This window comes from Chitinophaga sp. Ak27 (assembly GCF_012726295.1).
GTDB lineage: Bacteria > Bacteroidota > Bacteroidia > Chitinophagales > Chitinophagaceae > Chitinophaga.
The window spans coordinates 1,919,393-1,938,783 of the sequence record NZ_JABAOB010000001.1; the positions used below are offsets into that span (position 1 = coordinate 1,919,393).

Sequence of the window (19,391 nt, forward strand, 5' to 3'; positions counted from 1 at the left end):
TTCTCTTTTATTATTTCGATGCAATTCCTTCATCCATTAACCAATGTCCGTTCAGTTTAAGCACTTTTTCCATTACTTCTCTTACGCATCCGTGGCCTCCGGGCAGAGGGGATATGTATTTTGAAATGCTTTTTATTTCCGGTGCTGCATCTGCGGGGCAGGTAGGTAATCCTACAAGCTGCATAGGCTGGTAGTCCGGGATATCATCTCCCATATATAAAACTTCATCCCAGCGCAGGTCAAGCTCAAATACATAATCCTGTAACTTTTCTTTTTTATCAAGTACACCGGTATAGATATCTTTTATACCTAATCCCTGTAACCTGCTTACCACGCTTTCCGATTTTCCCCCAGAGATCACAACCACCCGGTATCCCTTTTTTACCGCCAGCTGCATGGCATAACCGTCCTTGATATTCATTTTGCGGGACATCTCTCCTCCTGGCAGCAATTGCAGGGTACCATCTGTTAACACACCGTCCACATCCAACACAAAAGTGCGGATAGATTTAAATAAAGCCAATACGTTCATGGGGCCAAAAATAGCCAATTACGGATTAACAGCTCAGTAATTCTCTATTTATTATGAAACTGGTAAATAGCGTCAGACATCACCTGGTATACCAGCTGCAGGTATTCGTTGCTGGCCAGCAACTGCCGGTGCAGCTGCATGGTAGCTTCATCCTGGCGCAGGGCGGGCCCTGTTTGCACCGTTTCAGGCGGATACTTTTCCAGGCGGTCGAAAGTTTCCTTTATAATGGGTTGCAACAAGCTGAAATCCAGCTGCTCGGCTTCACAGTAAGCTTTCGCCTGGGCAATCAGGTGATTGGTAAAATTGTTACATAATACCGCGGTAAGGTGATATTTCAGCCGCTGTGCCGAGGTGGTAACAGTTACACTGCCGGAAATACTCTGCGCCAAAGCCTGCAGGCGCCGGAGCACTTCATCGCTGCTGGCTTCCAGCATGACCGGGATAGGTGGATAACTTTTAATTTCCTTGCGGATAGACTGTAAAGGATACAACACGCCTGTATTGGACGATATCCGGGAGATAGCGGATAAAGGGACTGCCCCGGCGGTATGCGCTACAATACGCTTTCCCAGGCGTAATTCATCGTTTAACTCCGCTATGGCCGAGTCGCTTACCGCCAGCAGGTATATGTCGGCGTCCATATTAATGTCCTGCAAATCGTTTGTATAAGCTGCGTTCAGCATTTCCCCCAATTCCCGTGCATGCTCCAGCTGCCGGCTCACTACCTGCTTTACCTGGTGGCCATGAATCTTCAGGAGCTGTCCGAAACAATGTGCTACATTGCCAGTGCCAACTATGACTATATCCATTGTAATTAGTTTTAAATTAATACCCATCTGTCAACCGCCATACAGGAGGGTTTATCTTTTCTAATATACGCGATTTAATGGGTGCGCCGTTTTTGCACGCGTTCCCAAATATAAAGACTATTGTATCAACGAGGTGGATCTGGCCGTGACCGATTGGCCGATTTTTTCCAATATTAGCGATATTAATAGTTTCATTATCTTTAACCACCCTCGGGAATAACTGGTATCATCTATATTAATGACCGGCATTTGATGTCTTTCTATAAGCCTGAATAGTTAATTATTTGATAACGAACCATCATGAATGGTTACCATATTATATATCCCCGGCGGAAAATATCTGGTGTGAATGGGTACCATATCAACCAATATCAATATAATTTTATATCATTGCAGAATTCATTGAAGTAATTATTTCACAGAATTTTGCGTATTTAGCAGCACATTAAAGAAGCATACATGGCAAAAAATTTAGTTATAGTTGAGTCCCCGGCGAAAGCCAAGACCATAGAAAAAATACTGGGCAAAGACTTTGAAGTCAAGTCCTGCTTCGGTCACATACGTGATCTGGAGAAGGATGACATGGGGATAGACATAGAAAATAACTTTAAGCCGAAGTATGTGATCCCGGACGACAAGGAAAAAGTGGTGAAGGAACTGAAGAAGCTGGCGAAGGATACCGATGAGGTATGGCTGGCAACGGATGAGGACCGTGAGGGAGAAGCCATTTCCTGGCATCTGTGTGAGGTGTTGAACCTGGATCCAAAAACTACCAAGCGTATTGTTTTTCACGAAATTACCAAGCCGGCCATCGAGAATGCTGTTCAGCATCCGCGCAAGCTGGATATGGACCGCGTAAACGCACAACAGGCCCGCCGTATACTGGATCGTATCGTGGGATTTGAAATTTCCCCGGTATTATGGCGCAAAATGAGCATGCGCAACTCCCTTTCTGCCGGCCGTGTGCAGTCGGTAGCAGTGAGGCTGATCGTAGAAAGAGAAAGAGAAATCAATGCTTTCCAGACGGTTAGCACCTTTAAAGTAGAAGCGTGGTTTACCGGTAAAGACATCAATGGCAAGAGCATTTCCTTCAAAGCCGAAGGTCCTGGTAAATTTAAGACCGCAGAAGATGCCGAAAAATTCCTGCAGGAATGTGTTGGCGCCGCCTATACAGTAAAAGACATCCAGGTAAAGCCGGGCAAAAAATCGCCGGCAGCACCTTTCACCACTTCTACCCTGCAACAGGAAGCCAGCCGTAAACTCGGTTACAGCGTTTCCAAAACCATGTTGCTGGCCCAGAAGCTGTATGAAAGCGGTAATATCACCTACATGCGTACCGACTCGGTAAACCTGTCAGATACGGCCATCACTGAAATCGAAAAAGCGATCAAGGCCAGCTTTGGCGAAAAATATCATCAGCACCGTAAATTCAAAAATAAAAACGAATCCGCACAGGAAGCGCACGAGGCCATCCGTCCTACCTACATGGAAAACGCCACGGTAGAGGACAGCGATACCCGCAAACTGTACGAACTGATCTGGAAACGTACCATCGCCAGCCAGATGGCAGATGCCGAGCTGGAAAAAACCATCGCAAAAATCGACATCTCTACCAACCACGATGAACTCACCGCCAGTGGAGAAGTATTGAAATTTGATGGTTTCCTGAAAGTATACCTGGAAGGCCACGATGACGAAGATGAAACAGAAGAACAGGAAGGATCCTTACCTCCATTGGCGGTAAAACAATCCCTGGACCTGAGAGAAATGAAGGCCACCGAAAGATTCTCCCGCCCGGCTCCCCGCTATACAGAGGCCAGCCTGGTAAAGAAACTGGAAGAACTGGGTATTGGCCGTCCATCTACCTATGCACCTACTATTACCACTATACAGAAACGTAATTACGTAGAAAAGAGAGATAAAGAAGGTGTAAAAAGAGATTTCCGCATCCTGATACTGAAAGCCGATAAGATCAGCAAACTGACAGAAGCTGAAAATACAGGTGCAGAAAAATCCAAGTTATTCCCTACCGACCTGGGTATGATCGTTACCGACTTCCTCAACCAGTACTTTAACAACGTAATGGACTATGGCTTTACCGCCAAAATTGAAGAGGAATTTGATGAAATTGCCAGCGGTAAAAAGGTGTGGAATAAGATGTTGAAAGAGTTTTATTCTCCTTTCCATAAAGATGTGGAAAACACCCTGGAAAATGCTGAAAGAGTGAAAGGCGAACGCCCCCTGGGTGTAGACGCCGCCTCCGGCAAACCGGTGGTAGCCCGTATGGGACGCTACGGCCCCATGATCCAGATCGGCAGTGTGGAAGACGAGGAAAAACCTCGTTTTGCTAAATTGAAAGCTACACAAAGCATTGAAACCATCTCTATGGAAGAAGCCATGGAGTTGTTTAAACTGCCCCGCAACCTGGGACTGTTTGAAGGCACAGATGTGATCATCAATATTGGCCGCTTCGGACCTTATGCACAACATGATAAAAAGTTCTATTCCCTGAAAAAGGAAATGGATCCATATACCGTGGAGCTGGATGAAGTAGCTCCGCTGATCGCAGAAAAACGTACGGCTAAAGACGAACGCACCATTAAGATATTCGAAAAGGAAAAGATCCAGATACTGAAAGGACCTTATGGCCCGTACATTAAGCAAGGCCTGAAGAATTATAAAATACCGAAAGAAAAAATTGAAACGGCTGCCGACATCACCCTGGAAGAAGCCAAAGCAATCATTGAAGATGTGAAAGCTAATCCACCGAAGAAGAAAGCGCCACCTCGTAAAAAGAAAGCTGAATAAAGCCGTGGTAACAGATGATGAAAAATGAAGGCAAGGAAAATAACTGCAGTGTGAGTGATGTGCGTATTATTTAATTTGCCAACAGGATCACATTATTTGATGATTACCACCTGATCATAATAATGGCATGAACGAAAACAGAGAAATAAACGCTTTGTTCCACCTGTTGGATGACCCTGATCTGGAGGTATTTGACACTGTTGCCAGTAAGATATTACTGTACGGTAAAGATATCATTCCCAATCTGGAGAATTTGTGGGAGAATACAGTTGACGAGGCTATTCAGGAAAGGATAGAGCTGCTCATTCATCGGGTACATTACCAGGATTTGCAGGCGGCGGTACGTGCGTGGGGACTTTCAGATTCCCAGGGCTTGTTGCAGGGAGCTATACTGGCATCCCGGTATCAGTTTCCCGACCTCATAGACACACAGATTATAGCAGAAATAGATCGGATTAAACGCAATATCTGGCTGGAACTGAATAACTACCTGACGCCACTGGAACAGATCAATGTGCTGAACAGCATGGTGTATAATTATTTTGGACTAAAAGGAGAAGAAGTATCCTACCAGCGTAAAAACCAGTTTTTCGTTAACCAGGTGATAGAATCCAAGAAAGGTAATCCCATTACCAATGGTATCATCTATCAAAGCCTCTGCGCCATGCTGGATCTGCCCGTATATGCCGTTAATATACCCCGGCAGTTTATCCTGGCGTATTTCGATAGCTACATCGATTTTTCTGTACCGGTAGATCCTGCCGACCACCGCATCCTGTTCTTTATAGATCCTATCCAGGGGCAAATTTATACGCAGCAGGACGTGGATACTTACCTTAAAAGAGTATCGGTACCTTCCGTTCCCTCTTATTTTAAACCACAGTCTAACAAACGGATTATCCAGTTCCTGCTGGAAGAACTATCCAAATGTTTCCGGGATGATAAAGATGCATACAAGCAGGACGAACTAATGAACCTCGCGAGTATACTGGAAGACTAAATATATTTTTCCCTTTTTTATATGCAATTAAAAAGCCCACCGCATAAGCGATGGGCTTCTTAATTTCTTGCAAGAAAGATATATTATATGAAATAATATCTTACTTAGCTGGAGTTGCAGCTGAATCAGCAGCAGGAGCTACAGTTGCAGCAGAATCAACGTGAGCAGCAGAATCAGCTGGAGCTGGAGCTACTGGAGCAGCGTTCATAGTGTCAACAGCTGGAGTTGCAGTAGAATCAGCAGCTGGAGTGCTACCACCGTTACAAGCTACGAAGAACATACCAGCGGCAACTGCGAATACAAATAATTTTTTCATTTTAGTTCGTTTTGTTTTTTAAAACCGGCGCAAAGGTATGCAAATTTTATAAAATACAAAACCTAATCCCTATTTATGCAGGTTTATTTTTTTCTGAAGAATATCTTCACAGGCACCCCCTTAAAGTTAAAGTTCGAGCGGATCTGGTTCTCCAGGTAATTACGATAAGGCGTTTTAACATCATCGGGGAGATTACAGAAAAATGCAAATGCCGGCGTATGGGTAGGTATTTGCGTTACATACTTGATGCGGATAGGCACTCCTCTTACTACCGGCGGGTGATAAGATTCGATCGCTTTCAGCATTACTTCATTCAGCACAGAAGTCTGTATCCGGCGTAAGCGGTTATCATACACTTCCAGCGCGGTTTCTATCGCTTTGAAAATACGTTGCTTTTCTGTTACAGACGTAAAGATGATGGGCACATCAGAAAATGGCGCCAGGCGCTGCTTCAGCTCTTTTTCGTAATCGCGGGCAGTGTTGGTACCTTTCTCCATCAGGTCCCATTTATTCACCAGGATCACCACACCCTTACCTTTACGCGCTGCCAGGCTGAAAATACTCAGATCCTGCGCTGTAATTCCCTTCTCTGCATCCAGCAGCAACATCACTACATCTGATTCATCTACTGCCTTGATGGCACGTATCACCGAATAAAATTCCAGGTCTTCCTGCACTTTGGCTTTACGCCGGATACCAGCGGTATCAATCAGCATAAAATCTTTCTGGAACATATTGTAATGGGTATGAATCGTATCACGGGTAGTACCGGCAATGTCGGAAACGATGTTACGTTCTACGCCGATCAACGCATTCAGCAAAGATGATTTACCTACATTAGGCTGACCAATAATGGCAATTTTAGGCAAATCTGAGTTCAGGGTAGCTTCTCCCATTTCAGGGGTAATATGGCTTACCACTTCATCCAGCAGTTCGCCGGTACCGCTTCCGCTCATAGAAGAGAGGAAGAAAATATGCTCAAAGCCCATGCTGTAAAACTCCGTGGCTTCCAGCTGACGCTGACTGTTATCTACCTTGTTAACTACCAGTAATACAGGTTTGGAAGTGCGGCGCAGGATATCTGCTACATCCGAATCCAGGTCTGTAATGCCCGTAGTTACATCACACATAAAAATAATCAGGTTGGCCTCTTCTATGGCCACTTTCGCCTGCTTGCGGATTTCCCGCTCAAACACATCGTCACTATTGGATACAAATCCACCTGTATCAATTACGTTGAAGGTTTTACCGTTCCAGTCAGCAATACCATACTGACGATCACGGGTTACCCCACTCTGGTCATCTACGATGGCCTTGCGCTGTTCCAATAAACGATTAAACAACGTTGACTTACCAACGTTGGGACGACCTACTATAGCTACTGTAAATCCTGCCATGTTATTATATATTTTGTCGTACTAACCTGGATAATACATCCAGGAATTTTTCACTCTTTAATAACCGTATTCCTTCAGGAAGGTATCGTTATCCCGCCACTTTCCTCTCACTTTTACAAACAGCTCCAGGAATACTTTTCTTTCTATAAACTTCTCTATATCCTGGCGCGCCAGGGTGCCTATCTCACGGATAGATTTTCCCTTTTCTCCCAGGATAATTCCTTTCTGGGTGTCGCGGGTAACGATGATTTCCGCCGTTATTTTCGTGAGGGTATCCTTCTCCTGGAATTGTGTAACAATTACTGTGGTGTGATAAGGAATTTCCTCCTCGAACAGCTGGAATATTTTTTCACGGATCATCTCCGCTACAAAAAAGCGTGTAGACTTATCCGTTAGCGTGTCATCCGGGTAGAAGGCATTTGCTTCGGGCAACAGCTTTACGATAGCTGCCAAGAGTTCTTTGATACCTTTTTTCTGCATCGCAGAAATAGCTACCACTTCCGTGGCTTTGCCCCAGGCCTTTGCACGCTCCAATAAAACAGCCATATCTTCCTTTACGATATTATCCATTTTATTGAGGATGAGAATCACCGGCACTTTCAGCTTCAGGGAATCAAACAGCTCCAGGTTTTCCTCCAGCGAATCTTTGGCGTCAACAATCAATAAGGCCACGTCTGCATCTTCCAAAGCAGATTTTACCGCGCCCATCATTTTCTCATGCAGCTTGTATTTGGGATCGATGATACCCGGAGTATCAGAAAACACGATCTGATAACCAGGCTCTGTCAACACCCCCGTAATCCGGTGCCTGGTAGTTTGCACTTTAGGAGATATAATCGCCAGCTTTTCACCCATAATGGCATTCAGCAATGTGCTCTTTCCCGCATTGGGCTTCCCGAAAATATTTACAAAACCTGCTTTATGCATGATGATATTTAAAAGACTGTTATGACACCCTGAACTGGTACCAATAAAAAAAGCCGAATTTCTTCGGCCCTTATTTCTTTAATGCGTTGAACGCTGTTTGTAGCGAGGAGCGGATTCGAACCACTGACCTTCGGGTTATGAGCCCGACGAGCTACCTCTGCTCTACCTCGCAATGAGGGTGCAAAGATAAGAATAATTTAATTGTCGCCAAATCTTTTTCAAAGAAATAGAAAAAGCCAACCATAAATGGTTGGCTTTCATATTGGAATGCTTAACATACATTTAGAATGGAAGATCGTCAGCGGGCTGTTCCTGTACGGGCTCTGCCTCAGGAACGGGCACCTCCGTGAAAGCTTTTCTTCTTTCCTCTTCCCTGCGGCTGAGTAATTGTAGAGAAAAAACTCTCAGTCTTAACGCACCCGATAAAGCGCCGGTGTTGCTGCTTATGTACGCTTCCACCTTGGGAGCGCCCTCCACATACACCATCACTCCCTGCGTCAGATAAGGAGCTACATTGCCCTTGTCCCATAATGAACAGTCTACCCAGGTAGTTCTTTCCTCCAGTATACCCTGCGCGTTTTTAAAACGCTCATTTACGGCAACCGGGAAATTAAAGACTGTGGCCCCGTTGACTTCTTTTTTCACTACATCGCGGCCTAAATGCCCGATTAACTGAAGCTTGATCATCAGAAATAAAGATTTAAATGGTTAAAAATTTATAAAAGATGACTGAGAGAAGTATCCATGGAATTTACACCATTTTCACTCCACCAAAAAATAAATTCTGCTTTTTAATGATTACAGCTATACCTTTGCACTAACACAACACATGGGGTGCCTTACTTTCAGGCTGAGATCACACCCAATGAACCTGGACCAGGTAATGCTGGTTAGGAATGACGAAAACAGAAAACAGACATATACTTACATGAGACAGCTAATGTTATTAGCGCTGCTATCTATAGCAGGCGCTTTACATGCACAATCGCTAGTAACCGGTACGGTAACCAGCAAAACCAATGGCCAGCCACTGGAAGGCGTTACCATTTCCATCAACCAAACAGGTACATTAACCAACAGCAAAGGTCAATTCAATATACGGCTTCCTAAAAAAGGAAGCTATACCCTCACGGCCAGCTACCTTGGCTTCAGGGCTTTCAGCACCACCATCCAGGCACATAACAATACCCTGCTGCAGGATATTACCCTGGAAGAAACCGGGCTACTGGTAAAACCCGTGGAAATCAGCAGCCTCCGCGCAGGTAAAAACGCACCATTCGTCAACACCACGATATCTGCAACGGATATCAAAAAACAAAATCTGGGACAAGACCTGCCCATACTACTGGATCAGCAACCCGGCGTAGTGACCAACTCCGATGCCGGCACCGGTATAGGTTATACAGGTATGCGTGTACGTGGTTCCGATATCACCCGCATCAACGTTACAGTGAACGGTATCCCGGTAAATGATGCAGAGTCGCAGGGAACTTTCTTTGTCAATATGCCCGACTTTGCTTCTTCCGTCAGCAGCATTCAACTGCAACGTGGCGTGGGTACCTCTACCAACGGCGCAGGCGCTTTTGGGGCTACGCTCAACCTCAGCACTAACGAATTCAATGAAAAAGCCTATGGCGAAATCAGCAACAGCTACGGTTCTTTCAATAGCTGGAAACATACGGTAAAAGCGGGTTCCGGTCTGATCAACGATCACTTTACCATCGATGCACGCCTGTCTAAAATCAGCTCAGATGGCTACATCGACCGTGCTTCTTCCGACCTCCGCTCTTTCTATACCTCCGCGGCATATATCTCTAAAAAGACAGCCATACGGCTTAATGTCTTCTCCGGAAAAGAAAAAACATACCAGGCCTGGTATGGCGTGCCTAAAGCTTTACTGGCCACAGACAGGACTTACAACATGGCTGGCACCGACAAACCAGGCGCCCCTTATGATAATCAAACCGACAACTACCAACAGGATCATTACCAGTTGTTCCTGAACCAGGAAATCAAATCCAATTTAAATTTCAACGTAGCCTTCCATCTTACCCGCGGAAGAGGCTATTACGAAAATTATAATGGCCACAAAAGCCTGGCTGACTATGGCATTCCCATCGTTAACATCAATGGCGTTAAAAGAGATTCTGCCGATTTAATCAACCAGTTATGGCTGGACAACTATTTCTATGGCAGTGTATTTTCTGTAAACCGTACCGGCGAAAAGTTCAACTGGAGCCTGGGTGGCGGCTGGAACAGGTATACCGGCGACCACTTCGGTAAAGTGATCTGGGCAGATACCCAGTTTGATAAAGACCACGAATATTACCGCTACCCTGCGGCAAAGAACGACTTCAACGTTTACTGGAAAGGTGAATATAAATTTACCAGTGCGCTCAGCCTCTTTGTGGATATGCAATACCGTAATATCATGTACAACATGGATGGATTCGAAGCTGCGCCTGCCTATATTGCACATGTCAACTACAATTTCTTCAATCCCAAAGCAGGTATTTCCTACGCTATCAACCCTACCAACCGGGTGTTTGCTTCCATTGCCATCGCCAACAAAGAGCCCAACCGCGGCGACTTTGAAAACAATTATGGCGTAGCTACCCCCAAACCGGAAGTATTGCGCGATGTAGAGGCCGGATACTCCTGGAATAATAACATCGCTGCCATCCAGGCCAACGTGTACTATATGAACTATAAAAACCAGCTGGTACAAACCGGTATGCTCACTGACGTTGGAGCATACATGCGTACAAACATCCCGAAGAGCTATCGTATGGGCATTGAAGTAAACGGTACCGTGAAACTGGCCAGCATCGTAACACTGGCCGCCAATGCAGCGCTGAGCCAGAATAAAGTACTCGACTATCACGCCGTTACGTACGATTCGCTGGGCGCCACACATACACAGGTGTTCAACAAGACCAATATTTCCTTCTCTCCTTCTTTCGTAGGTGGTTTAACGTTATCTGTAAAGCCGGTAAAAAATCTGAATGTAGATGTATTGGGTAAATATGTGAGCCGCCAGTATATGGATAACACCTCCAATATAGATGGCAGCCTGGATCCTTACTTTGTGAGCAACCTGCGTATCAACTACGTAGTACCGCAACAGTTATTCCGCGAGCTGGGATTACAGTTTATGCTGAACAATATTTTCAACACCAAATATGAGCCCAACGGTAGTACTTACAGTAGCTATGACCTGAAAGGCAACCGGGTGGCTTATGACAGCTATTACTATCCTATGGCTGGCATTAACTTCTTTGCCGGTGTTACCGTAGGCTTTTAAGGAGATAAACATATAAAAGGGGTGTTGATCTAAGCGATCAACACCCCTTTTTGCATAAAAGAGCATTTATTTTTTTACAGGAATGAGACGCATCTTTGTGAGGTTCATTACGCCTAAACCAGGTTTATTGATAGCAGCTATTACTACATTATAAACATTTGCGGTTTCAAAAGTAACAGTGCCCAGTGTCCGGTCTTTATAAGCCCCCCAGCTATTATCGGTACTCTTTACGACATCGGTCAAATCAGTATTCCCCGCGGAAACCTCGATCTTAGCGCCAGCGGAGGCATCTGTACAGGCCATGTTTAACACTACCTTATACTCACCGGGCTGCTTTACATTTACATGCCAGGTGACCTTATCTTCCACATTCATCCAGTTACATAATGCAGGCACCTCCCCTTCTGAATATACAATACCGCCTGTCAGCTGCGCATCGCCGGCCTGCAATACATAGCTGCCGTCTTTTTCAGGGAATATACCCCGGGAGACTAACGAGCTACCAGTAGCATCCAGTTCCACCACAGTGGCATTATTACTTTTAAAGGTATGGTTACTAACGTCAATGAATATACCGCGCTCGTCTGTTTGGATACTTAACGGCGTACGGGCAGCATCTGCCAGGAAGTAGGCCTGTGGCTGCATACCGGCATCCGGCGCCAGCGGCACATACAAACGGTTATCTGCCGGCCAGCTGAAAATATGCAGGAAGTATTTGCCGGGCTTGGTGGTAATGCGTCCCCAGTTTACGCGACCAATAGAATTTGCCCGTGTACCGTAAATGGCTTCGCTATTTATCCGCATCCAATCGCCAATGCCATGCATCAACATGATACTCTGGCTAGGTATAGTACCATCGCCCATGGGGCCTACGTTCAGCAGGTAGTTGCCGCCCTTGGATACAATGTCGATCATGTTGCGCACCAGCTCTTGCTCAGTATGCCATTTATCGTTATGCTTACTGTATCCCCAGGTACCATTCATGGTCATGCACGATTCCCAATCCATACCCTTAAAGCCGGTTTCAGGAATAAACTGTTCCGGCGTTACCAGGTCGCCGTTGGCACGGGTATATTCGTTGTTATTATCGAAGGCATATAAGCGATTGTTCATAATGATGTTGGGATGATGCTTTTTCACCATCGCCACCAGCGCATTAGCGCCCCATTTTTCGCCTTGAATCTCCTTGGAGCTGTAATCCCACCATACTACATCGATAGGCCCGTAATTGGAAAATATCTCTTCCGCCTGTTGATGCATGTAAGCAACATATTTCGCGTTATCACGGGTATCATTCTTCACCCCACCCGGCGCAGGCAAACCATGCTCTACATAGGCATCGGGCTGGTGCCAGTCCAGCAGCGAAAAGTAAACGCCTACCCGTAAGCCCTGTTCGTGCAGGGCATTCACGATTTCGCGAAACAGGTCGCGGCCGGTCACATCCATCGCATCAAAAGTGGTGGTTTTACTATCGTGGAGCGCAAATCCTTCGTGGTGGCGGCTGGTAAAGATCACATAGCGGCAACCTGCGTCTTTGGCTGTTTTAGCCCATTCCCTGGCGAAATCTTTTTTGGGTTTAAAAAGGGGGGTCAACTTACTGGCATATTCTGCTGCCGGAACATTTGCCATATTTTGTAACCATTCTACACAGCCGTCATAATTTTTGCCGTTCCATTCGCCTGCGGCAACACTGTACAGGCCCCAATGGACAAACATACCAAAATGGGCATCGCGGAACCAGCGCATGCGTGCATCCCTGATGGCTTCCGGCTCCTGTGCATTGGCCACCAAACCGGCGTCCTGCTGAGCATACATAACATTGGTTGATAAAAACAGCGCGCCCGAAAGGCATGCCTGCAGCAATCTCTTTTTCATTTGTTCAAACTGTTGATGTTGTTGAAGATTAATAACTGATCATCGTCCATACAGCCCGCCACAATTGAATTAACGAATAACCGGAGATTTACCGTTATCCGGGCATTAAATTGTCAATATTTGTTTATTCTTCGGGAAGATATCATTACCGTGCTGCTACGGCGAAGAGTGATCATGATAATTAGAGACACTTCTAGTTCCCAAAAATCTGTTGCAACTTTGATTCAAGATCATCCATGTATGCTTCCCATGTTGATCTCCATACTATATTCCTCTTTGCATCCAGTAATAGGTAATAAGGTATTCCGGTAACCTGGTAATCGAATCCTATTCCATCTCTTCCTCCTTTAAGGTCAGATCCCTGTAACCAGGCCATCTTGTGCTCCTTCACCGCTTCCTTCCATTTCTCCGGATTTTCATCCATGGAGATACTGAGCACGTCCAGGCCACGTCCTTTATACTTATCATATATTCCTGCTACCCGAGGTATATCTGCTCTACATGGTCCACACCAGCTCGCCCAGAAATCGATCAGCAAATAAGGCGCGTTTATACCATCTAACGTTATCGCATTTCCTGTTGTATCTTTAATACTGAATGCCCTTGCTTTACCTCCTAATGGACTGGTAGCATATTTGTCGCTGAACCATTTAAAATCGCTTTTCAGACTTGCTGCTATATAGTTATTTTCCAATGCCTCCGGCAAGAGCGCATCAAAATAGCGTTCGGCAACGGTATCCCTTCCCAAACTAATATTGTGATGAATAAACATAAAGATGGCGGCTGCACTGAATGGTACTTGTTTATGATTAAGCACCCAATTTCCCGGGTAATTATTTATCTGCTGTTCTTTACGTCTCAATGCTGCTTTTAATTGCGCCGTTTTTTGCGTATCCGTTGTATCTGAAGCAGCTATTTCCTTTTCCAATTGCTGATATGCCGTTGAAACACCAACATATCCTTTCCAGAAATCTTCCTGCTCTTCCGCATTTTTGTCGCCTGAAAAAGCATACCCATACCCATCTGGTGTTTTACTAACCACCAGATGTAAACGTGATTTTTCATCCAGAAAAACAGGAAATGCAAATGGCATTGGGCTACCATGGAGTGTAATAAAATAGAGTTCCCACTGTTCTTGCGGAGGAAAGTCAAACCGGAATGCCCCATCTTTGATAACAACAGAATCCTGGACGCCTTTTGAAGAACAAACACTTACCATTCCATTATTTTTTATTCCCTTAAACATGCCGGTTAATATAGCTCCATGCTGGCAATGGGCTGCTGCCGGGAACAAGAAAACCAGGCCTAAAAGTACATTACTGCAAATAGAGATACGTTTCATTAACATTTCTTAAGAGGTTACAGATCAGGAACTCATCACAGCTTGTCAGGATCGCTATATCCGAGGATTTCAACAATGTTAAGATAACCTAATAAATCATCAACACGCAGTCATTACCTCCACCAACACGTTAAAGTATTGCCAAGAAAACAACAAGATAGCCTGACTAAAAAATAGAGAAACCGTCGCCATTACTCATGGGACGGTTTCTCTGAAAAGAATTATCGTATACAATACGGTTATTTATTCAACAACTGCTCCAGCGCCTTATCTACCGATTCAAAAGGAAATCCTTTTACTACCAGGTCCATCTGCGCCGCAATCTGTTCGGTGCATAAATTACCGATACTTCCTGCATGGGTATGTGCCACTGTTTTCTTCGGGGAAAAAGTACCTTTTTCAATGTCCATACCTACCTGCTTATAGGCTTCGCGGAAAGGCGTACCCTGCAACACCAGGTTATTCACTACCTCTACGCTGAACAGGTACTGGTATTTTTCGTCGTCCAGGATATTTTCCTTAATACGTATATTTTCCAGCATCAAACGGCTCATACGGATACAATCCTTCAATGTTTGGAATGCGGGGAATAAGTTTTCCTTTAACAGCTGTAAATCACGATGGTAGCCAGAAGGCAGGTTAGTAATCATCATCGCAATTTCATTTGGCAATGCCTGTAACTTATTGCCGTGCGAACGAATCAGCTCCCATACATCGGGATTCTTTTTATGCGGCATAATGCTGGAACCGGTGGTCAGCTCATCAGGGAAGCTGATGAAACCAAAGTTCTGGTTCATGAACAAACAAGCGTCCATAGCCATTTTAGCAATGGTAGCGGCAATGCCTGACAAAGCAAAAGCAACGATCTTTTCTGTTTTACCACGCCCCATCTGCGCATACACTACGTTGTAGTTCAGCGCTTCGAAGCCCAGCAAAGAAGTGGTCAACTCACGGTCAAGGGGGAACGAAGAGCCGTAGCCGGCCGCGGAGCCCAGCGGGTTTTTATTGACCACCTTATAAGCACCCTGTAACATAGTCAGGTCGTCTACCAAACTTTCTGCATAAGCCCCAAACCATAATCCGAAAGACGATGGCATAGCGATCTGCAGGTGGGTATATCCCGGTATGAGGTGTCCTTTATATTCTTCGCTTTTTTGCTGCAAAAGATGAAACAGCGCCAGTACTTCTTCCACCATGGTTTGTAACTCATGGCGCAGGAATAACTTCAGGTCTACCAGCACCTGGTCGTTGCGGGAACGGCCACTGTGGATTTTCTTGCCTACTTCACCCAAACGGCGGGTCAGCAGTAATTCTACCTGGGAGTGAATATCTTCTACTCCTTCTTCCAGCTTAAAATTACCGGCCTGTATTTCATGGTAGATATTTCTTAACTCCTGCTTTAATACGGTAAGTTCTTCCGCTTCCAGCAGCCCAATACTTTGCAGCATGGTGATATGTGCCATAGATCCCAGCACATCAAAGGGTGCGAGGTAAGCGTCCATTTCACGATCCTTCCCTACCGTAAATTGTTCTACGGAAGCCAGGGAACCTTTATCTTTTTGCCACAATTTCATAATCTTATAGTTTTTTATACCGGTAACAACGGTACAAAATTAAAAATCATATTTACCAAATACCCGCTGTTTCACCTCAGGCCACTCTTCCCGGAGCATACTGAAATACACCGTATTGCGTATCCTGCCGGTACTGGTAATCATATGCCGGCGAAAGATGCCTTCCTGTGTGCATCCGAGGCTCAGAATAGCATTACGCGATTGTGTATTCAGCTCATCGGTTTTGAATTCTACACGGTTCAGTTCCAGCTCTTCAAATGCGTATCGCAACATGGCGTATTTCATCGCCTTATTCAGCCCCGAGCCATGCAGGGAAGGGGTGATCCAGGTAGCGCCGATTTCTGTGCGTTTGTTCGGCAAAGACAGCCCCATATAACGGGTAGATCCCACTATCTTATTGTCCTGTTTGTCGATGATCACAAAAGGAATAGATATGCCCGCCGCCCGGTCTGTTAATGCGACCTGGATATATTTCCCCAGGTCTTCCTTACTGTCGATGGTATACAATTGGATAGCCCACAAGGAAGCATCTGAAGCAATTTCCCACAAGGCATCCAGGTGCGATGCCTGTAAGGGCTGCAGTAACACGCGTTTATTTTCCAGTACGGGCTCGAAGTTCATATTATTGTATCATTTCGAGTAAACGGATATAACTATCAATACCATCCCAGATCTCCTGCAAATAAATGTATTCATCGGCAGTATGAGAGCGGGCCGAATCGCCAGGTCCCATCTTTACAGAAGTGGCTGGAATCAGGGCCTGGTCGGAGGTGGTAGGGGAACCATAACAGGTTTTTCCTATGCTGATACCTGCCTGTACAAACGGATGATCCATCGGGATAAATGAAGGCCGCATACGCATAGACCTTGGCTTTACCTCGCAGGATACGTTTGCCCGGATAATATCCAGCAACTCTTCCAGGGTATATTGATCTGTAGCACGAACGTCTACTACAAAGGAGCAGTCGGCCGGTACTACATTATGTGCTTTATTCGACGTATTGATAACGGTTACGCTCATTTTCACCGGTCCCAGCGCATCTGATACTTTTGGGAAACGGTAATCTTTAAACCAGTTCAGATCGGGCAATGCTTTGTACAGTGCATTTTCGCCCTCTTCCCTGGCAGCATGACCCGCTTTCCCAATGCTGGTGCAATCGAGCACCATCAGGCCTTTTTCTGCCACCGCCAGTTGTGTTTGGGTAGGCTCTCCCACAATGGCAAAGTCGATAGCGGGCAATCGCGACAGAATGCTTTCTATCCCGTTGGAGCCGCTGATTTCTTCTTCTGCCGTAGTAGTGAGAATGATGTTATAGCTAAGATCACTGCGATGATAAAAATGCAGGAACGCAGCTACCAGGCTCACTACGCAGCCACCGGCATCATTGCTGCCCAGCCCGTACAGTTTACCATCTTCCACATCCGGACTAAATGGGTCTCGGGTATATTGCGGGTTGGGTTTTACGGTATCATGATGGGAGTTCAGCAGTATATTACGTTTGGCGGGGTCGTAATGTTTATTGAAAGCCCAGATATTATTGAGATGCCGCTCGTGCGGAATATCCATGGCTGTCAGGAAATCACTGATCAGTTGTGCGGTGCCGTCTTCTTCCCGGCTTAATGAAGGGGTGGCAATCATCTGTTTCAACAGCGCCACGGCCACATCATATAATTTTTCGTTCCACATAGGTTAGCATATTAAAGTACCCGCTACTTGCGCTGTTGTATTACTCAGCACATCATCTGCATGTCCTATCAGTACTTCTTTCACGCCATTGCCAATAGCCCCGAAAGCATTCTGCAGCTTGGGTAATATTCCGTCTGACAATACTTTCTCTGCTAATAACTGCTGGTAAATTTCCTGGTTGATCAGGTTAATCACCGCTTCATCATCGTTCGGATCACGCAATACGCCTTTCTTTTCAAAGCAATAAATCAGGCGCACGCTATAGAAGGCTGATAAGGCAATGGCCAGGGAAGAGGCAATAGTATCTGCATTGGTATTTAAGATTTGCCCGTTACCATCGTGGGTAAGCGGTGCAAACACCGGTGTAACACCCGCTTCCAGTAAGGTTTGCAGGGGCGCAATATGCAGCTTCTCGGTATATACATCTCCTACAAAACCGTAATCAATTTCCTTAACGGGTCTTTTTACGGCAGGGATGATGTTGGCATCTGCGCCGGTTAAACCGATCGCATTACAGCCATTGGCCTGCAATTTGGCAACCAGCTGCTTGTTCACCAATCCGCCGTACACCATGGTCACCACGTCGATGGTATCTGCATCGGTAATACGGCGTCCGTCTACATATTTAGACTCGATGCCCAGCTTATCCCCGATACGGGTAGCGATTTTCCCGCCGCCATGTATCAGGATCTTTTTACCAGGTATTGCCGCAAACTTCTCCAGGAAGGTTTGCAGCAATGCCGGGTTATCGATGACGTTTCCGCCTACTTTAATGATAAATAAGTCAATCATAAGGAACCTTTCAGTATTTCACTCAAAACAGCCTGGGCAGCCCATACGCGGTTACCCGCTTCTTCAATCACAATAGATTGAGGACCATCCAGTACTTCGTCTGCAATGACTACATTCCTTCTTACAGGCAGGCAGTGCATCACTTTGGCGTGATTGGTGAGTGCCAGTTTCTCATTGGTAAATGTCCAGCTGGGATCCGTGCAGGTAATTTTACCATAATCCTGGTAAGACGACCAGTTCTTCACATACACAAAATCCGCATCCTGCAGGGCTTTATCCTGGTCGTGTTCAATATGGGCATTACCGGAAAACTTCTCATCCAGCTCATACCCTTTGGGATGAGTAATTACAAAGTCTGCTTCTCCCCAGGCATTCATCCATTGGGCGAACGAATTGGGAACAGCCTGTGGCAACGCCTTTACGTGAGGCGCCCAGGTCATCACCACCTTAGGTTTGCGGGCTTGCTGCCAATTCTCCCGGATGGTAATTACATCTGTCAAACTCTGCAAAGGATGCAGGGTAGCGCTTTCCAGGCTTACTACCGGTACTCCGGCATACTTAATAAACTGGTTGATATACTTCTCTGTATAATCTTCTTCTTTATTCTTCAAACCAGGAAAAGTACGAATAGCCATGATGTCGAAGTACTGCCCCATTACGGCGGCTGCCTCTTTTACGTGTTCGGTGGTATTTCCGTTCATCACTACTCCGTCATTCATTTCCAGCGCCCATCCTTCCTTGTCGATGTTAAACACGATGGCTTCCATACCCAGGTTCTTCGCTGCAATCTGTGTACTTAACCGTGTTCGCAAACTGGGATTCAGGAATATCATTCCCACTGTTTTGTTCTTTCCTAATTCCTTATCCCTGAAAGGATCTTTCTTGTAGTTCAACGCAATGTCCACCAACCGCGGGACACTGGGAACATCTGCTGTAGAAATAAATTGTTTCATTTCGCTTATAGGCTTTAAACAGGTAGTGGAAAGATTTTAAAGGCACACTACCGGCTATATATATTGTTTGTCTGG

At 45.5% G+C, this 19,391-nt stretch carries 16 protein-coding genes, 1 tRNA gene and 1 riboswitch; of the genes, 3 read left to right on the top strand and 14 right to left on the bottom strand.

Features of this window, described 5'->3' with window-relative positions; translation table 11 throughout:
* Nucleotides 1-10: 10 nt before the first annotated feature.
* Nucleotides 11-532: a KdsC family phosphatase gene (locus HGH90_RS07585; protein WP_168762253.1), complete on the bottom strand. Its 522-nt coding sequence runs from the start codon at nucleotides 530-532 to the stop codon at nucleotides 11-13.
* A gap of 44 nt (nucleotides 533-576) precedes the next feature.
* The gene (locus HGH90_RS07590; RefSeq protein ID WP_168762252.1) at nucleotides 577-1,341 is read right to left on the bottom strand and encodes a Rossmann-like and DUF2520 domain-containing protein; all 765 of its coding nucleotides are present in this window, start codon (nucleotides 1,339-1,341) and stop codon (nucleotides 577-579) included.
* 459 nt (nucleotides 1,342-1,800) lie between these two features.
* Here HGH90_RS07590 and topA point away from each other — a divergent pair, with 459 nt between their 5' ends.
* Both topA and HGH90_RS07600 read left to right on the top strand, forming a co-directional pair.
* Nucleotides 1,801-4,149 (top strand): type I DNA topoisomerase, encoded by a 2,349-nt coding sequence (gene topA / locus HGH90_RS07595; protein WP_168762251.1) that lies wholly within the window; start codon nucleotides 1,801-1,803, stop codon nucleotides 4,147-4,149.
* A 127-nt stretch (nucleotides 4,150-4,276) separates the two neighbouring features.
* Nucleotides 4,277-5,149: a transglutaminase-like domain-containing protein gene (locus HGH90_RS07600; protein WP_168762250.1), complete on the top strand. Its 873-nt coding sequence runs from the start codon at nucleotides 4,277-4,279 to the stop codon at nucleotides 5,147-5,149.
* A gap of 100 nt (nucleotides 5,150-5,249) precedes the next feature.
* On the opposite strand, the gene HGH90_RS07605 is transcribed toward HGH90_RS07600, so the two are convergent.
* The 5 genes from HGH90_RS07605 to HGH90_RS07625 form a co-directional block, all read right to left on the bottom strand.
* Nucleotides 5,250-5,465: a hypothetical protein gene (locus tag HGH90_RS07605; protein WP_168762249.1), complete on the bottom strand. Its 216-nt coding sequence runs from the start codon at nucleotides 5,463-5,465 to the stop codon at nucleotides 5,250-5,252.
* An 83-nt stretch (nucleotides 5,466-5,548) separates the two neighbouring features.
* The gene (der, locus tag HGH90_RS07610; protein ID WP_168762248.1) at nucleotides 5,549-6,862 is read right to left on the bottom strand and encodes a ribosome biogenesis GTPase Der; all 1,314 of its coding nucleotides are present in this window, start codon (nucleotides 6,860-6,862) and stop codon (nucleotides 5,549-5,551) included.
* Between the two features lie 57 nt (nucleotides 6,863-6,919).
* Nucleotides 6,920-7,789: a GTPase Era gene (gene era, locus HGH90_RS07615; RefSeq protein ID WP_211092854.1), complete on the bottom strand. Its 870-nt coding sequence runs from the start codon at nucleotides 7,787-7,789 to the stop codon at nucleotides 6,920-6,922.
* 100 nt (nucleotides 7,790-7,889) lie between these two features.
* Nucleotides 7,890-7,961, bottom strand: a tRNA-Met gene (locus HGH90_RS07620).
* Nucleotides 7,962-8,071: 110 nt separating this feature from the next.
* Nucleotides 8,072-8,476: a single-stranded DNA-binding protein gene (locus HGH90_RS07625; protein ID WP_168762247.1), complete on the bottom strand. Its 405-nt coding sequence runs from the start codon at nucleotides 8,474-8,476 to the stop codon at nucleotides 8,072-8,074.
* Between the two features lie 133 nt (nucleotides 8,477-8,609).
* A riboswitch (TPP riboswitch) is annotated at nucleotides 8,610-8,703 on the top strand.
* 14 nt (nucleotides 8,704-8,717) lie between these two features.
* Here HGH90_RS07625 and HGH90_RS07630 point away from each other — a divergent pair.
* Nucleotides 8,718-11,093, top strand: coding sequence for a TonB-dependent receptor (locus HGH90_RS07630; RefSeq protein ID WP_168762246.1), 2,376 nt, complete (start codon nucleotides 8,718-8,720; stop codon nucleotides 11,091-11,093).
* Between the two features lie 66 nt (nucleotides 11,094-11,159).
* Here the strand turns inward: HGH90_RS07630 and HGH90_RS07635 are convergent, their stop codons facing one another.
* From HGH90_RS07635 to HGH90_RS07665, 7 genes are all read right to left on the bottom strand, one after another.
* Nucleotides 11,160-12,968: an alpha-L-fucosidase gene (locus tag HGH90_RS07635; protein ID WP_169190756.1), complete on the bottom strand. Its 1,809-nt coding sequence runs from the start codon at nucleotides 12,966-12,968 to the stop codon at nucleotides 11,160-11,162.
* A gap of 193 nt (nucleotides 12,969-13,161) precedes the next feature.
* On the bottom strand, nucleotides 13,162-14,310 hold the full coding sequence (locus HGH90_RS07640) for a TlpA family protein disulfide reductase (protein WP_168762244.1): 1,149 nt from the start codon (nucleotides 14,308-14,310) through the stop codon (nucleotides 13,162-13,164).
* 239 nt (nucleotides 14,311-14,549) lie between these two features.
* Nucleotides 14,550-15,884, bottom strand: a complete 1,335-nt coding sequence (gene argH, locus HGH90_RS07645; protein WP_169190757.1) for an argininosuccinate lyase — start codon at nucleotides 15,882-15,884, stop codon at nucleotides 14,550-14,552.
* A gap of 39 nt (nucleotides 15,885-15,923) precedes the next feature.
* Nucleotides 15,924-16,505 carry a GNAT family N-acetyltransferase gene (locus HGH90_RS07650; protein ID WP_168762242.1) on the bottom strand — a complete coding sequence of 194 codons (582 nt, stop codon included), beginning with the start codon at nucleotides 16,503-16,505 and terminating at the stop codon, nucleotides 15,924-15,926.
* A gap of 1 nt (nucleotide 16,506) precedes the next feature.
* Nucleotides 16,507-17,571, bottom strand: a complete 1,065-nt coding sequence (locus tag HGH90_RS07655) for a M20 family metallo-hydrolase (protein ID WP_168762241.1) — start codon at nucleotides 17,569-17,571, stop codon at nucleotides 16,507-16,509.
* A gap of 3 nt (nucleotides 17,572-17,574) precedes the next feature.
* Nucleotides 17,575-18,363: an acetylglutamate kinase gene (gene argB / locus HGH90_RS07660; protein ID WP_169190758.1), complete on the bottom strand. Its 789-nt coding sequence runs from the start codon at nucleotides 18,361-18,363 to the stop codon at nucleotides 17,575-17,577.
* Entirely contained in the window at nucleotides 18,360-19,316 is a 957-nt protein-coding gene (locus HGH90_RS07665) for an N-acetylornithine carbamoyltransferase (protein WP_168762240.1), read from the bottom strand. The genes argB and HGH90_RS07665 overlap by 4 nt, the downstream gene beginning before the upstream one ends.
* Nucleotides 19,317-19,391: the final 75 nt, after the last annotated feature.

Excerpts from the sequence above, each read along its gene's own strand:
- HGH90_RS07635 (WP_169190756.1), bottom strand. The coding sequence starts at position 12,968 with ATGAAAAAGAGATTGCTGCAGGCATGCCTTTCGGGCGCGCTGTTTTTA.
- HGH90_RS07590 (WP_168762252.1), bottom strand. The coding sequence starts at position 1,341 with ATGGATATAGTCATAGTTGGCACTGGCAATGTAGCACATTGTTTCGGA.
- HGH90_RS07665 (WP_168762240.1), bottom strand. The coding sequence starts at position 19,316 with ATGAAACAATTTATTTCTACAGCAGATGTTCCCAGTGTCCCGCGGTTG.
- era (WP_211092854.1), bottom strand. The coding sequence starts at position 7,789 with ATGCATAAAGCAGGTTTTGTAAATATTTTCGGGAAGCCCAATGCGGGA.
- HGH90_RS07605 (WP_168762249.1), bottom strand. The coding sequence starts at position 5,465 with ATGAAAAAATTATTTGTATTCGCAGTTGCCGCTGGTATGTTCTTCGTA.
- HGH90_RS07600 (WP_168762250.1), top strand. The coding sequence starts at position 4,277 with ATGAACGAAAACAGAGAAATAAACGCTTTGTTCCACCTGTTGGATGAC.
- HGH90_RS07625 (WP_168762247.1), bottom strand. The coding sequence starts at position 8,476 with ATGATCAAGCTTCAGTTAATCGGGCATTTAGGCCGCGATGTAGTGAAA.
- der (WP_168762248.1), bottom strand. The coding sequence starts at position 6,862 with ATGGCAGGATTTACAGTAGCTATAGTAGGTCGTCCCAACGTTGGTAAG.
- topA (WP_168762251.1), top strand. The coding sequence starts at position 1,801 with ATGGCAAAAAATTTAGTTATAGTTGAGTCCCCGGCGAAAGCCAAGACC.
- HGH90_RS07655 (WP_168762241.1), bottom strand. The coding sequence starts at position 17,571 with ATGTGGAACGAAAAATTATATGATGTGGCCGTGGCGCTGTTGAAACAG.
- HGH90_RS07640 (WP_168762244.1), bottom strand. The coding sequence starts at position 14,310 with ATGAAACGTATCTCTATTTGCAGTAATGTACTTTTAGGCCTGGTTTTC.
- HGH90_RS07650 (WP_168762242.1), bottom strand. The coding sequence starts at position 16,505 with ATGAACTTCGAGCCCGTACTGGAAAATAAACGCGTGTTACTGCAGCCC.
- HGH90_RS07630 (WP_168762246.1), top strand. The coding sequence starts at position 8,718 with ATGAGACAGCTAATGTTATTAGCGCTGCTATCTATAGCAGGCGCTTTA.
- argH (WP_169190757.1), bottom strand. The coding sequence starts at position 15,884 with ATGAAATTGTGGCAAAAAGATAAAGGTTCCCTGGCTTCCGTAGAACAA.
- argB (WP_169190758.1), bottom strand. The coding sequence starts at position 18,363 with ATGATTGACTTATTTATCATTAAAGTAGGCGGAAACGTCATCGATAAC.
- HGH90_RS07585 (WP_168762253.1), bottom strand. The coding sequence starts at position 532 with ATGAACGTATTGGCTTTATTTAAATCTATCCGCACTTTTGTGTTGGAT.